The organism is Pseudoalteromonas tunicata (assembly GCF_002310815.1).
In the GTDB taxonomy this organism is placed as follows: Bacteria; Pseudomonadota; Gammaproteobacteria; order Enterobacterales; family Alteromonadaceae; genus Pseudoalteromonas; species Pseudoalteromonas tunicata.
Map to the genome: position 1 here is coordinate 1,108,759 of NZ_CP011032.1, position 15,896 is coordinate 1,124,654.

Genomic DNA, 15,896 nt, shown 5'->3' on the forward strand with positions numbered 1-15,896 from the left:
TTTTAAAGAGTGACCCTATGTTGCCCCTGATCCGAAAAACGATATTAACAATAGCCGTCAGCGCCTGTTTACCTGTAATTGCCAATACGACTACCACACTAAATGAGATCGAACATAACATTGTGACTCAAACTGAGTTGTTATTACCGCAAACATTAAAAGAACTCGAACAAGCGGTGAATATAAATAGTGGCAGCATGAATTTTGCGGGGGTCAAGCAAGTTGGCGCTTTGGCTAAGCTGCAGCTTGAAGAAGTTGGCTTTAAGGTTGAATGGCTTGATGGTCGCTATTTTAATCGCGCGGGGCATATTGTGGCCACGCATGAAAGTGATAATCCCAATGCGCCTAAAATAGTGATGATTGGCCATTTAGATACGGTGTTTGAAGCCGAAGATGACTTTCAAAAGTTTGTCCGTTTAAACGAGCAACAAGCCGCAGGCCCTGGTGTTGCTGATATGAAAGGGGGGAATGCTATTATTATTGCCGCCATGCGTATTCTTAACAAACTCGATTTATTAAAAGATTTAAGCATCAAAATTGTATTAACTGGCGATGAGGAAAGCAGCGGCGAGCCTTTAACAGATTCAAAACAAGCCATTGTTGATGCTGCCATTTGGGCTGATATTGCGCTTGGCTTTGAAAACGGTGACAACGATATTAATACCGCGATGGCAGCAAGGCGGGGTTATACCGGCTGGGAGCTGGCAATTAAAGCAAAACCCGCGCATTCATCGCGTATTTTTAATCCTGAAATTGGCTATGGCGCCATTTTTGAAGCGGCGCGCATTTTAGACGCATTTCGAGAGCAGCTCTCAAGCGAAGAGAATTTAACCTTTAATCCCGGCATGATAGTGGGTGGCACACGTATTGATTATCAAAAAGAGCAATCATCAGGCACTGCATTTGGCAAAAGTAATGTCATTGCCCAAGAGGTAAAAGTGATTGGGGATTTAAGGGCGCTTTCGGTTTTGCAAGTTGAGCAAGCCATGGCGGTGATGCAAAAAATAGTTGCTGCCAAAGCAGAGCATTCGCAAGCAGAACTTACCTTTGAAACCGGTTACCCACCCATGGCGCTTACTAAAGGGAATCTTGCATTATTAGCCATTTATGATGAGGTGAGCCGTGATTTAGGTTACAACAAGGTTGTTGCTGCTAATCCGCGTCAAGCGGGAGCGGCCGATATTTCGTTTGCAGCCAATCATGTTGAGATGGCACTGGATGGTTTAGGATTAATGGGCCAAGGTGCGCATACCAAAGACGAGATTGCTGATTTAACCTCATTAAAAAAGAATATTGAAAAAACCACCATCTTACTTTATCGCTTGGCACAGGCTGCCAATGTAAAAACCAACAGAGAATAATTGTCGATGAGTCACTATCAAAAACTAACGCAGCATTTTAAAAAAATTAGCCATTTTCAGCATTTAGCGTCAATTTGTGGTTGGGATCAAGCGACCATGATGCCAAGTGGCGGTAATGATGCGCGCGCCGAAGCCATGGCAGAGTTGGCGTTACATGTACATCAATTATCAACAGCGCCGCAATTAGGGGAATGGCTTAATAATGCCGCCAACGAAACCTTAGAAGAGATACAGCACGCAAATTTACGGGAAATGACACTTTGCTGGCAACAAGCCACGGTTATTCCTGAAGATTTAGTGCAAGCCAAGTCGCTTGCAGGTTCAAAATGTGAGCATGCATGGCGCAATCAGCGCAACCAAAATGATTGGCAAGGTTTTAGTAAAAACTTTGCTGCTGTGGTGTCTTTATCACAACAAGAGGCACAAATCAGGGCGCAGGCAAATCAAACCACACCTTATGATGCAATGCTTAATTTGTATGAGCCAGGTGTCACCACAGCGCAGCTTGATGTGGTTTTTAATAAGGTTAAAGCGTGGTTGCCTGAACTGACCCAAACCATCATAGCTAAACAAGCGAGTGAGTCATTTATTGCGCCGCAAGGGCATTTTGCAACCGAGCAACAACGGGCGTTGGGCTTAAAAGTAATGAGTTTGTTGGGCTTTGATTTTGAACAAGGTCGCCTTGATGTGAGCTCGCATCCATTTTGTGGCGGTGTGCCAAGCGATGTGCGTATTACCACGCGTTATGATGAAACTGATTTTGTGCAATCGTTAATGGGTATAGTGCATGAAACTGGCCATGCGCGTTACGAGCAAGGTTTACCAAAACAGCTTGCGGGTCAACCAGCTGGTTTGGCGCGTTCGATGGGGATTCATGAATCTCAAAGTCTCTTTTTTGAGATGCAGTTAGGTCGCAGTGCTGAGTTTATTAAACTGCTAGCCCCGTTGGCTGCAGCACATTTTCCTGCAATCGATGCAAAAGTTTTTGCAGTTGATAATTTACAAAAAATTTATACTCGAGTGCAACCTGGGTTAATACGAGTTGATGCTGATGAAGTGACTTATCCTGCGCATGTAATGTTACGCTACGAAATTGAACGTGATTTAATAAATCAAACCATTACCTATCAAGATATACCTGAGTTATGGCAGCAAAAAATGCAGGCTTATTTAGGGCTTGATACGTCAGGTGATTATAAAAATGGTTGCATGCAAGATATTCATTGGACCGATGGCTCATTTGGTTATTTCCCAAGTTATAGCTTAGGTGCGATGTATGGCGCACAATTTATGGCAAAAATGAATCAAGAGTTTGATGTTGCAAGCGCAGTAGCAAGTCAAAACTTAACTCCAATTTTTAATTGGTTAAACCAACATATTTGGCAAAAAGGCAGTACGTTATCGACGAATGATTTAGTGATTAACGCAACGGGCGAGCCGCTTAACAGTGATTATTTTAAGCAGCATTTAATCACGCGTTACCTTTAAACGCTTTCTTTCATCACCTAAGCATAGTTTTATCTTTGGGTGATGAAAAATTCTCAAGTTGCATTTAAAAGAGTTCATTTATCTCCACGAGCGCCGATATATTTTTAATTGATAAATTTACATCAGGTTTTTAACTCGTAAGGAGAATAAATGGAGTCTCTTGTTAAATTAATCACTCCTTATTTGGTTAGTGAAGTGGATAATGCGGCTAAAAATAAATCACGTCAGCACAATGACCAACGTATTACGGCTGAAGTTAAAAGTAACGTTGCAGATACAACCGATGCCCCGTTTTTAGTTGCTCAAGAACGCCGTAAAAATGAAGATCGGCGCAAAAAAAAGCTTGCCCGAGGTCGATGGTTTGAATCTCGAATGAAGCAAGACCGCCGTAAAGAAAATCAATTAAATACTAAAATTTAGAGTGTACTTGTTGGGGGGATCCTGCTATTTGCTGGTGGATGAGCATTAGTTGTTTGGTAATGATGACGCAGCACTTTGTTCTTTAATCTGAATTTTTGCATCTACGCCGATATGGATTAACCTTAAAAGACTCAATTCTTAACTCCAGTTAGGCTTCATGTGCGAGTAACATTTAAAGCTAAAATTGTCTTTGTCTCCTCTTTTGTACTTCTAGCCGCCTTAATTTTTATTTCGGTACAGCAATATTTTTTAATTAAAAATAAGCTAGAACAACAAGTTTCACTGAGTGTGAACGAAATTATTGTGGGGATTGGCCAAACTGTCAGTGCTCAAATTCAGGGTAAAGCTGATTTAGCCACTTTAACTGCCACGTTAGTAGAACAAACATCTAATTTAGCGGCTGCAGGTTCGATTTTGGCCGCACCTATTTTGCAAAGTAACTTTTTATTAATTGGCTATGGGCAAGAGCAAAGTGGTCGTTATGTTGCAAGTGACCCTAGTTGGGATCCCGGTGCAACTTGGGATCCGCGCAAACGCCCTTGGTATCAAGATGCAAAAAATGCCAAAAAACTAATTATTACTGCACCCTACGCTGATGCTGTGAGTAAAGAAATACTCGTCTCAATCGCAACCCCTGTGATCCAACAGGGTCAGTTTACCGGCGCTATTTTTTTCGATGTTAGTTTGGCTGCCCTTGGTAAAATGATTAATCAAGTTAACCTATTTAATGCTGGATTTGCTTTTATGGTCAGTGGTGATGGCAGCATTATTTCACATCCAAATGCGGCGCTTAATGGCCAAGCCTCTTCCTCTTTTTTAGGTCAAACGCGTTTATCTGATGAATTTCAAGATGTGGAACTTGAAGGCAAATCTCACTTAGTAAAATTTTATAAAGTGGCAGGAGTTGATTGGTGGGTGGGTGTGGCGCTTGAAAAAAGTAAAGTATTTTCAGCTGTAAGTGAAATGCGCCAAGACTCGATGATTTATTCGCTACTTTCACTCATTTTTGGTGTGGTCGGATTGTGGTATTTAGTCAATGTAATGTTAAGACCTCTGACTTTAATTAATGATGCGATGAATGAAGTCGCCACAGGCAATGCAGATTTAACGGTGCGCCTAGCGCAAAGTAATGAGCAAGAGTTTGCAGCACTTGCGCAAAGTTTTAATCAATTTACAGCCCGCTTACAAAAGTTAATTAAAGATATTCAAGAGCTTGGTCATGAGATTTTAAGTGATGCCCAATCAACTTCACAAGGTGCGCTTTCGTCAAATAATGCCTTGCAGCAACAGTTAGCGGCGCTTGAATCGCTCGCTGCCGCTACCAACCAATTGGCCGCAACGTCAAATGTCATTGCCAGTACAGCAAAAGAAGCGGCTGATGCGGTGCAAAAAACCGATAACTCGGCCATTGCAGGGCAAGCTGTGGTGAACAAAACTACAGCACTTATTGGAGAGCTTTCGGCACAAATTACCGCAACTTACGATGTAGTGCAGCAACTTGCAGAGTCAAGTGCTGGCATTGAAACCATTTTAGCGGTGATAAATTCAATTGCAGAACAAACCAATTTATTGGCATTAAATGCGGCTATTGAAGCTGCCCGAGCGGGTGATACAGGCCGAGGTTTTGCCGTGGTGGCTGATGAAGTAAGAACGCTCGCGCAGCGTACGCAAGAAGCGACCACCGAAATTAAAACTAAAATAGATCAGCTACAAAGCAGTGCAAAATCTGCTGGTATTGAAATGCAGCGCAGTAATCAACTTGCCAGTGAAACCGAAGCTCAAGCTGAGCAAGCAAATACTGCGTTGTCTGCAATTCGCCAAGCGATAGAGCATATTGTTGCATTAAACTTACAAACAGCGCAGTCAATCAACGAGCAATGTATTGTGGTCGAATCGGTTAATCAAAATGCATTCGAGATTAAAGATTTATCCCACCTTGTTGCAGAGCAAGCAAATGGTGTTGATATCACAATGCGCAATCAGGTCAGTAATATTGCCAAACAAGAGCAGATGTTGGAGCAGTTTAAAGTATAACTTGTATTTGTGGTGTATTGAGGAGGTCGATAATGATCCGTTATTTGATATTGCTTTCGTTTGTGCTGTTATCGACCCCTGTTTTTGCTAAAAAGCTGCCTTACATAGCTCAAATTACCATAGAAACAGATATTTATAATTACTCACAAGATTTTATTAATGGCCGACCTTTATTAGAAATTACCGATTACCAAGGAAAAAATGCACAGCGGGATGTGGTTGAGTTTATTTTAATTCAACAAGCCTTATTACTGGGCGGGCTTGAAATTGAATTTGATTTTAAACAAGGTAATTACGATGCGCGTAACTTGAGATTGTTAGAAAAGGGCTTATTGTTGCTCAGTTTTGATTCCATGTGGCTCACTCAGGCGCAAAAAATCGAACAGCAAGTCTACATTAGTGATCCTCTTATTGAAAAAGGCGAATATGTAGCGGGTATATTTACAGGAGTTAATAATCTTGATGCGCAAAAAATAGCAAGCCTTGGCCACCTCCATCAACATTCAGTAGTATCCAGCAAAGATTGGATAGTGGATTGGCAAACATTAGAGCAATTACAGCCAAAAAAATTACTTCATGAAAGTGATTGGATCTCAATGGCCAAAATGGTCAGCCGAGGTTGGGTCGATGTGATGTTAATTCCCTTTAATGCTGAGTTTCCATTTGTCTATCAGGGTGAGGGCTATCAATTGACTGTAGTACCAAATGTGAAGGTGGCACTTAATGATAGTCGCCATTTTTTAGTTTCTAAGCAGCATCCATTGGGCCTTGAAGTATATCAGGCACTGCAAAAAGGGTTAAAAATTCTCAAAGCACGAGGTCAAATTCGTAAGGCATATCAAGATGCTGGTTTTATTAATCCGCTTGTAACAAGATGGCAGGAAATTAGTCGTTAATTTAGCCTTTATTTTACAATTGTTGGCTTGAAAACTGTTTCTAAAACAAGCTATTAAGCTTGTAAATTAGCAAAATGTAATTGTTCGCTTACATTTTTTTGGTAACCTACTGAATATCAGCTAGTCTTAAGGGCAAATGTCCTTGGTGACTCGTTATAATAAAAACTGCTTTAAAATCAAATTGAACTTAATTTTTCATTGCATAAAAAATGCGCTTATTTGTGTTTTTGTGCCTAAGATAGTTGTTATTTTATCTACGAAGCTGCCAAAAAGCGGCTAAAGTCTAATTCCATTGCAAAAAAAATGTAATTAGATGTTATACTCTACCACCATAATGTTCAGTCTTAAGGTACAGCACTCTTGACCTTAAGGTCCGCGCACTTTATCGCGTAAAATTGAACCTTATACCGCCAAAGTAATATGGCGCTACATATTACCGTTGAACTAAGAGTGATTCTAAGGGTTTATCCAGACATGAAAGCAATGAAACAATCTACGCTTGCAGTTTTAATTAATGCTGCTTTGTTTTCTGCAGTCGGCCTATCGGCCAATGCAATTGCAGCTGAGCAAGCTGACGAAAATAAAGCTAAAAATTCACAGCTTGAAGTGATTCAAATTACTGCACGTAAACGTGTTGAAAATGCACAAGAAGTGCCAGTATCGGTTTCTGCATTACAAGGTGATAACCTTGATGCATATAGCTCAGCCGGTATGGACATTCGTTTTATGAATGCCAAGATCCCAAGTTTAACGGTTGAATCATCATTTGGTCGTACTTTCCCACGTTTTTATGTTCGTGGTTTAGGTAATACAGATTTCGATCTAAACGCATCACAACCTGTTTCATTGGTTGTTGATGACGTTGTGCAAGAAAACCCAATTTTAAAGGGTTTCCCAGTATTTGATATCGAGCGTATTGAAGTGCTTCGTGGTCCACAAGGCACTTTGTTTGGTCGTAATACTCCGGCTGGCTTAGTGAAGTTTGACTCAGTAAAACCATCTCAAGATTTTGATGGTTATGGCGCTGTGTCTTACGGTAGCCGTGGCGCAGTGGATTTTGAAGGCGCGGTTGGTGGTGGTTTATCTGATAATGTATCGGCTCGTTTTTCTGCTTTAGTGCAAAACAAAGGCGATTTTATTGATAACCGTGCGCCAGGTTTTGAAGAAAAAGACGTTTTAGGCGGCTACACAGAAAAAGCGGCGCGTTTACAGTTCTTATATAAGAAAGATGATTTATCAGCATTATTAAATTATCACGTACGTGATTTAGACGGTAAACCAATCGTATTTAACGCAAATTTAATGGATAAAGGCACCAACAATATCCGTAAAGACTTTAAAAACGATGTTGTTTTTCATGATGCAGCCAAAGATGCAACGCAACAAGTTGAATCGCAAGGTGTAAGCTTAAAAGTTGAATATGACTTTGATACGCATACTTTAACCTCTATCTCTGCATGGGATAGCGTTGAGATTTTCTCTCGTGGAGATGTTGATGGTGGTTTTGGTGCACCTTGGGCGCCAGCGATGGGCCCAGGTGTGATTGGTTTTGCTGCAGAAAGTGCGGATGCGATTCCAGATCACGACCAAATTACTCAAGAACTTCGTTTATCAAGCAACTTTAATGGTGATTTTAATTATCAAGTAGGTGCGTTTTATTTTGATGAAGATTTAACCATTGAAAGCTTTAGTTACGATACCTTAGCGGGTGGCGTACAAAATGGTTATGCAAAACAAAATCAACAAACCACCGCTTGGGCTGTATTTGGTTCAGCAGATTTCACTGTATCAGATGAGCTAAAAATTACTGCGGGTTTACGTTACTCTGATGATGACAAAGATTTTGTTGCTGAACGTTTCAGTAATCCAACACCTTGGAATGGTTCACCTGATTATTTAATGCGTACTGCAAACCCAAGTGATAGCCATGTAAGCTGGGATTTAAGTGCGGCGTATAAATATAGCCGTGATGTTAATTTCTTTGCTCGTATTGCAAATGGTTTCCGTGCGCCAAGTATTCAAGGCCGTATTTTGTTTGGTGATGAAGTGACAATTGCTAAATCTGAAACCATCAACTCAATTGAAGCTGGCGTAAAATCTGACGTATTAGATGGCCGTGGTCGTGTTAATGCAACTGTGTTTTACTACCAAATGGATGATCAGCAGTTAACTGCGGTAGGTGGTGATGCAAACTTTAACCGTTTAATCAATGCTGACAAAACAAATGGTTATGGTTTTGAGCTTGATACTGAATGGGTATTAACGGATGAGTTGCTTGCGACATTTAATGTGAGTTACAACCATACTGAATTAGACAGTGCCGGACTTGCTGTAGCTGCATGTGCACAATGTACAGTAACAAGCCCACGCAACGCAGATGGCCTTGCTATCATTGATGGCACTAGCTTACCACATGCTCCTGAGTGGATTGCTAATTTCACTTTGCGTTATACCAAAGAGCTTGAGAATGGTGAATTCTTCGCTTATACCGATTGGTCATACCGTTCTGAAATCGATTTTTTCTTATATCGCGCGAAAGAGTTTACTGGCGAAGCGTTATTTGAAGGTGGTGTACGTGCAGGTTATGCATGGACTCAAGATGATAATGAATACGAAGTATCTGCATTTGTTCGTAATTTAACTGATGAGCAAGTGATCATTGGTGGTGTTGATTTTAACAACAATACAGGTATGGTAAATGAAGAGCGCTTTATCGGTGCTGAATTTAAGATTAAATTCTTTTAATTAATTCCTGCTAAATTTACTCATATAAAAACCCGCATTATTGCGGGTTTTTTCTTGCCTGAGTTATCTCTACATTCTTTTTAAAAACAAAATAAAACACATTTCCTGTAAGTTTATTGCTTTAAAGCTAACAGCAAAGCATCCGCTTACCCCCCATTTTATGGGTTTAAAGGTTTTTTATTTTGTTTTATATGGGTTTATTGTCGTGCTCTTGTTTTAAGTACCTGTTTTTGTTTCGTTTTATTTTTAGTTGATTTGTAACATTTTATTTTCTTTTTGAAACATTTTTGTATAACATCTCCCACGTTGCTGAAATGTTAATATTTTAAGCATACAAATAAATAACAAAAATAAATAGTAAGCACTCAAAGGGAGAAAACAATAATGAGAAAGGCGCATTTTAAGCGTTCGCTGGTAGCACTATCGGTTTCAGCATTATTTGCTGTATCGGCACCAACATTTGCAGCTAATAATACGGCAGGTTCGTTAAAAGGTAAGGTTGCAGATGCTGCAACAGCATCTGCGTTAGCGGGTTCAGTTGTTACTATTACTAATAAAAATAACGGTGCAACTGTTACTTCTATCGTTGGTCAAAATGGTGGCTTCCGGGTGCCAAACTTACCTATCGGTGAGTATAAAATCACCATTACTAAAGCGGGTTATCAAACGCAAGTAATTGAAAGCGCAAAGGTTAGCATTGGTAATGAAGTAAATATCGATGTAGTTATGACCTCGGGGGATATTGAAGTTATCTCTGTGACTGGTTCAAAAGTTGCCTTGGTTGATGCCGCAACTCCAGAAATAGCTCTAACGATTACAGCTGATGAAGTTGCACGCTTACCTATCGCACTTGATGTTGTAAATGTTGCGCTACTTGCGCCAGGTACAACACAAGGGGATTCTGCATTTGGTAATTTAGCGTCGTTTGGTGGTGCATCTGTTGCTGAAAACACCTATTTAATTAATGGTGTAAATGTAACTGGTTTTCGCCGTGGTACTGCTATTTCGGATATTCCATTTAGCACTTATGATCAATTCCAAGTTAAAACAGGGGGTTATTCAGCTCAGTTTGGTCGCTCAACCGGTGGTGTGGTAAATGCAATCACTAAACGTGGTAACAATGGTTGGGATTTTGGCATTGAAACACGCTGGGTACCAGAAGCTTTACGAGAAAATCGTGGCACTGTACGTTACCCAATTGGTAATGATGAAGGCACAATTAAACCATTTGATGTATATACCTCAGATGAAAAAACAGATATTACCGATGTTGAAACTGAATTTTGGCTATCAGGTGATTTAATCGAAGATACCTTGTTTTTCTACGGTTTATATCAAGCTCAGACCAAAGAAGCTGAAGCATATAACTCAGCCTTTTACTCAGGTTTTGATAACTATCAACGTGTTAATGGTGAAGCAAATGATCCATTATGGTTAGCTCGTATCGATTGGAACATCAATGATGACCATTCATTAATGGTTTGGGGTTTTAGTGACTCTAACGATTTAGTTGATGTGACTACGTCATTTTCACCAGAAGGTTCATCCGATAGAACATCGGTTACAAAAACGGGTGGTCAAACATGGTCGGTAAAATACGATGGTCGTATTAATGACTGGTTATCAATTGATGCGCTTTATGCAGAAGTTGAATTTAACTCAACACGTCAAGCGCCTGAAGATGAAGCTTGTCCTGCCATTTATGATGTGCGTTCAGGTTCAGGTGTAGAGCTAGGTTGTTGGGTAAACTTTACTGCAAGTGTGGAAGAAGATAAGCGAAAACAAACACAATTTAATGTGAGCTTAGATTATTTTGAAGGCCATGCACTGCGTTTTGGTGTGGATTATGAAGATAATACCTCGCTAGAAGGCAGCTTCTACTCAGGTCATATTTACTATCGTTATGCTAAGTTAGCTACGGGTACAAAATTACCAAACGGTTATCAAGCGCCAAACGATTTGGAGTATGTACGTACTCGGGTGTATGAAAATGGTGGAAGTTTTAATAGCAAATCTACCGCTTTTTACATTGAAGATACATGGGATATTACCGATAGCATTACCGCCCGTATTGGCTTACGTTCAGAGTCGTTTGAGAACTTAAATGCCAAAGGGGAAACCTTCATTAAGATTGATAATCAACTTGCGCCACGTTTAGGTATTGCATGGGATGTGTTTGAAGATGGTAACTCAAAGTTATTTGCTAACTGGGGTCGTTACCACATTCCTGTTGCGTCAAATACTAATGTACGCATGGCGGGGGCTGAGCTTTATTATGAAGAGTACAACATTTTAAATGGTGTTGGTGCGGGTGAGTTACCAGAAATTGGCGCTGCACTTGGCGATCGTCGTACCTTCTCTGATGGTTCGGCGGCTGATCCAGCTGAGATTTTAGATACTTCTATCAAGCCAATGTACCAAGATGAGTTAATCTTAGGTTTTGAACATACCATTAATGAAGATTGGTCAACTGGTATTAAGTTTGTACATCGTGATCTTAAGAGCATTATCGATGACGTTACAATTGATGAAGCTATTAAAGCCAACGGTTGGGATTTCGATCCAGGCCATGGCGGTTACTATGTATTAACTAATCCAAATACTGATATCACAGTGTATTACGATACCGATGGTGATGGTGTACGTGAGCAAGTTAAACTTTCAGCTGATCAACTTGGTTATCCAGAGCCTAAGCGTATTTATAATGCGTTAGAGTTCAGCTTAACCCGCGGCTGGGATAATGATTGGGCATTTAACGGTTCATATACATGGGCGAAGAGTTATGGTAATGCAGAAGGTTACGTAAAATCAGATAACGGTCAAGATGACGCTGGTTTAACAACCGATTGGGATTACCCGTACCTGATGGATGGTGCAAGTGGTTCATTACCTAATGATCGTCGTCATACATTCAAAATGTATGGTGCTTACAAAGTAACCGAAAACCTATCAATCGGTGCCAACATGATTGCTCAATCTGGTCGTGCAAAAAGTGCCTTTGGTGACAGCTTACCAGATGATTACGGTTCAGATTACCAGTATGGCTTAACGTATTATCCATTCAACGAGCGTTGTGCTCGTGGTTGTATGGGTCGTGAAGGCTGGCGCTTTAAAGTTGACTTTAATGCCGTATACGACGTGACATTCATTGACGGTGTTGATGCGCAATTACGTATGGATGTATTTAACATCTTTAACGTAAACAACGTATTAAAAACTAATGAAACAATGTCAGTGGGTGGTAAGTTAAATGTAGCTTATGGTTTACCAACCAGTGTTGAAACGCCACGTTATGTGCGTTTAAGCGCATCAATAAAATTCTAATCTTTTAGAATAAATCCCTGAAGATTTTAAAGCCGCCTAGAGCGGCTTTTTTATTTATAAAAAACTAAAAACCTCGCTTCTATTAAATAATAAAGATTAGATGTTGTTGCTAAAGTACTGAGCTAAAGTGTACTTGTGTCATATACATTGAGGGATAATAGGTGAAACTTTAACGTTAAATTGTTAGAGTTGGCGAAATTATTTTATTAGGAAAAGTCATGTCTGGATTTTGGAATTTTCGCGTTATTAAATGTGAAGGTACAGGCACAGAAGAAACGCTTTATCAAATTCATGAAGTTGAATACAACATTAAAGGTAAAGCGGTAAATTGGTCAGAAACCAGTGTAGCACCTTATGGCCGCAGCTTAGATGAGTTACGTAAAGATACTGAACGCCAGCGCAGTGCGTTTGAAAAGCCAGTTTTGCATTTAGTGCGTAAGCCGCGTGGTTACGAGTTAGTTGAAGTTGAAACCGGTGCTGATGCGTTTGCTGAGCCACCTGCAGGATTGACTGAATAAAGAACCTGATTTTTAGGTTAAATGTTTATTTTTAAAGCGCTTAGGCGCTTTTTTTCTCTATAAAATCTCAGCTAAAAAAGGATTTAAGTATGTTAAAAGCGGTACTGTTTGATTGCGATGGCACCTTAGTGGATTCAGAATCACTGCATTATCAATGTTGGCAACATATTTTAGTGCCTTATAACATTGCATATGATGAAGGCCATTTTTGTCATTTATTTTCTGGTAAACCCACCCTTGAAGCGGCGCAATTTATAATTGATGAACATGGTTTAACGGTTGATGCCAAAGCGTTGGCCGGGCAAAAGAATGATTATTTTGCTGATTATGTTCAAAATCACTTACCACCATTATTGCCTTATGCCAAAGAAGTGCTCAGCTTAGCCAAACAAAGTTCATTGCAGGTTGCACTCGTTACTGGTTCTGCCCGTGCTGAAGTAATGCCGATTTTAGCGGGTTATCAATTATTTGATTATTTTGAAGTTATTGTGACAAAAGATGATGTTACTCAGCCTAAACCGCACCCAGAACCGTATTTATCGGCACTTAAGCAATTGGGGCAAGCGGCGCAATTTGGTGTTGCAATAGAAGATACTTGTACTGGTTTAACATCGGCGAAGGGGGCGGGTTTGTTGGCCATCGCAGTGCCTAATCATCATAGCCAACATCAAGATTTATCCCTTGCAGATCATACTTGCACAAATTTAATGCAAGCTTGGCAGCGCATTGAATTAGCGCAAAGTTAAGCCATAATTTAGGATCACTATTTGCAGATTTCGTTCAAATCGATTGAATGAAACAAACAACGAAAGGAATCGTTATGAGCCTAAAATGGATAATAGGGTCTTTAATGCTGTGTATCTGGCTGCAACCTGTGCAAGCGGCCGAGCCAATGCCAGTGCAGTTGGCAACGGTATACCAAAACACTGTGGTAGTGAGTGATTATTTTGCCTCTGAAAAGTACGATGGCATTCGGGCTATTTGGGATGGTAAGCAATTAACGACTCGCAGTGGCCACGTTATTGCTGCTCCAAATTGGTTTACTGAGAGGCTTCCTGCACTTTGGCTTGATGGTGAGCTTTGGGCAGGGCGAAATAAGTTTGAGCAAGTATCGGCTACAGTGCGCGACAACACTCCCGATGATCAAGCATGGCGGGCAATCAATTACCTTATTTTTGATGCGCCAGATCAACAACAGCCTTTTTCTTGGCGCGTACAACACTACCAGCACATTGTGCAGATGATTAATCAGCCCTTTATTAAAGCCGTAGAACAACATAGCTTTAATGACAACCAGCAATTACAGCTCTTTCTTGATTCAATCACCAAACAAGGTGGTGAAGGGGTGATGCTGCATCGCAAAACGGCCTTATTTAAAGATGGGCGTAGTGATAACCTCATTAAACTAAAACCTTATATGGATAGCGAAGCGCAAGTGGTTGCTCATGTTGCAGGTAAAGGAAAGTATCTTAATATGCTTGGCGCATTGTCGGTTAGAACCCCTGAGGGAATTGAATTTAAAATTGGCACTGGTTTTAGTGATGCCGATAGGTTAAATCCCCCTGCGATTGGTGCGCAGATTACCTATCGCTATCATGGTTTTACCAAAAATGGCGTGCCACGTTTTGCCAGTTATTTACGGGTGCGAAACGAGCCTTAGAGTCAGTAAATTTGGCATTTTAGGCTTGTTTTTATCAGTGAGTATGGTAACTTCGCGCCTTTTGCAAAAGAGGTGCTTATGTTTGTTGGTTTCGATTATGGGAGTGCAAATTGCGCCATTGGCGTGTGGCAAAATAATCGTGCTGAATTGGTGCCACTTGAGCAAGATAACTGTTATTTACCGTCAAGTTTGTACGCCTTACACCCAAGTTTAATCGTTCATCAGGTCAATCAAGGTCTGCAATGTAAAGACTTACGAGCTGATTTTCAGCGCACACGTGCGCCGCTGCTAAATAGTTTAGCCTTTGCTAAGTCTGAGTTTGATCTGCAAGATGATGAATGTGTAGTGCACATTGGCCGCGATGCCGTTGAGCAATACATTGCCAACCCAGAAGAGGGGCATTACATCAAATCGCCAAAATCATTTTTTGGTGCTGTAGGCTTAAAACCAAGCCAACTCGATTTCTTTGAAGATATTGCGACTGTGATGATCATGGCGCTCAAACAACGTGCAGAAGCGCATTTAGGGCAAAGTTTAACCTCAACCGTGATTGGCCGCCCAGTTAACTTTCAGGCTATTGGTGCTGAGCAAAGTAATCAACAAGCGCTCACTATTTTAAGTAATGCAGCGAAAAAAGCCGGTTTTATTGATGTTGAGTTTTTATATGAGCCGCTTGCAGCAGGTATCGATTTTGAAACAACTTTAACTGAAAATAAAAAAGTATTAGTTATCGATATCGGCGGTGGTACAACCGATTGTTCGTTTGTGCAAATGGGCCCGGATTTTCGTGACAAAACCGACCGCCAAGCAGACTTTTTAGCTCATAGCGGTAAGCGTATTGGTGGTAACGATTTAGATATTAGCTTAGCGTACCACGGGTTAATGCCGCTTTTTGGCGCTAAAACCGCGCTTAAATCAGGCCTTGAAATCCCTAACCAACCATTTTGGCAAGCATGTAAAATTAATGATGTAATTTTACAAAGTGAGTTTTATAGTGAGAAAAACCTGCGCCATTTGCAGCAAATTTTTAAAGAAGTTAAACAACCTGATTTATTTAATCGCTTAATTAATTTGCAGCAAAATAAGCAAGGCCATCAATTAGTACGCGCAGCGGAACTGGCCAAAATTGCTTTATCGAGCACGGCAGAAACGCGGGTTGAGTTAAATGATTTTGAGAAAAACTTAGTGCAGCAGCTTAACCAAGCGCAGCTAGCACAAGCCATTGCTGGTTCAATTAGCCAAGTGGTGTCGTTGGCGCAAGATGCCATTAGCGATGCGGCAACAGTGCCAGATATCATTTATTTAACCGGTGGTAGTGCACAATCACCGTTGTTAAAACAGGCGTTGCAGCTGGCTTTAGGTGATATTCCTATGCTTAATGGCGACCACTTTGGTAGTGTAACCGCAGGCTTAACTAAGCGCGCAATGCAGCTATTTAGTTAACGTGACG

At 40.6% G+C, this 15,896-nt stretch carries 11 protein-coding genes; all 11 read left to right on the plus strand.

All coding sequences use genetic code 11. The annotated features are described in order from the left end of the window. Positions 1–17 precede the first annotated feature (17 nt). Positions 18–1,361: a M20/M25/M40 family metallo-hydrolase gene (locus PTUN_RS05115; protein WP_009838632.1), complete on the plus strand. Its 1,344-nt coding sequence runs from the start codon at positions 18–20 to the stop codon at positions 1,359–1,361. Between the two features lie 6 nt (positions 1,362–1,367). After that, on the plus strand, positions 1,368–2,849 hold the full coding sequence (locus PTUN_RS05120) for a carboxypeptidase M32 (protein ID WP_009838633.1): 1,482 nt from the start codon (positions 1,368–1,370) through the stop codon (positions 2,847–2,849). Positions 2,850–2,999: 150 nt separating this feature from the next. Beyond that, a complete protein-coding gene (locus PTUN_RS05125; RefSeq protein WP_009838634.1) occupies positions 3,000–3,269 on the plus strand; it encodes a hypothetical protein in 270 nt (89 codons plus the stop codon). Positions 3,270–3,428: 159 nt separating this feature from the next. Further along, positions 3,429–5,303 carry a methyl-accepting chemotaxis protein gene (locus PTUN_RS05130; protein ID WP_009838635.1) on the plus strand — a complete coding sequence of 625 codons (1,875 nt, stop codon included), beginning with the start codon at positions 3,429–3,431 and terminating at the stop codon, positions 5,301–5,303. Between the two features lie 32 nt (positions 5,304–5,335). After that, positions 5,336–6,199 carry a type 2 periplasmic-binding domain-containing protein gene (locus PTUN_RS05135; protein ID WP_009838636.1) on the plus strand — a complete coding sequence of 288 codons (864 nt, stop codon included), beginning with the start codon at positions 5,336–5,338 and terminating at the stop codon, positions 6,197–6,199. Between the two features lie 474 nt (positions 6,200–6,673). Next, complete coding sequence (locus PTUN_RS05140) at positions 6,674–8,944, plus strand: TonB-dependent receptor (RefSeq protein ID WP_009838637.1); 2,271 nt, start codon at positions 6,674–6,676, stop codon at positions 8,942–8,944. Between the two features lie 384 nt (positions 8,945–9,328). Continuing rightward, positions 9,329–12,268 carry a TonB-dependent receptor gene (locus tag PTUN_RS05145; RefSeq protein ID WP_009838638.1) on the plus strand — a complete coding sequence of 980 codons (2,940 nt, stop codon included), beginning with the start codon at positions 9,329–9,331 and terminating at the stop codon, positions 12,266–12,268. 218 nt (positions 12,269–12,486) lie between these two features. Continuing rightward, positions 12,487–12,786, plus strand: coding sequence for a hypothetical protein (locus PTUN_RS05150; RefSeq protein ID WP_009838639.1), 300 nt, complete (start codon positions 12,487–12,489; stop codon positions 12,784–12,786). A gap of 89 nt (positions 12,787–12,875) precedes the next feature. After that, the gene (locus PTUN_RS05155; protein ID WP_009838640.1) at positions 12,876–13,532 is read left to right on the plus strand and encodes an HAD family hydrolase; all 657 of its coding nucleotides are present in this window, start codon (positions 12,876–12,878) and stop codon (positions 13,530–13,532) included. Positions 13,533–13,606: 74 nt separating this feature from the next. Further along, entirely contained in the window at positions 13,607–14,446 is an 840-nt protein-coding gene (locus PTUN_RS05160) for a DNA ligase (RefSeq protein ID WP_119081442.1), read from the plus strand. A gap of 78 nt (positions 14,447–14,524) precedes the next feature. Then, positions 14,525–15,889, plus strand: coding sequence for a molecular chaperone (yegD, locus tag PTUN_RS05165; RefSeq protein ID WP_009838642.1), 1,365 nt, complete (start codon positions 14,525–14,527; stop codon positions 15,887–15,889). The last annotated feature ends 7 nt before the right edge of the window (positions 15,890–15,896 follow it).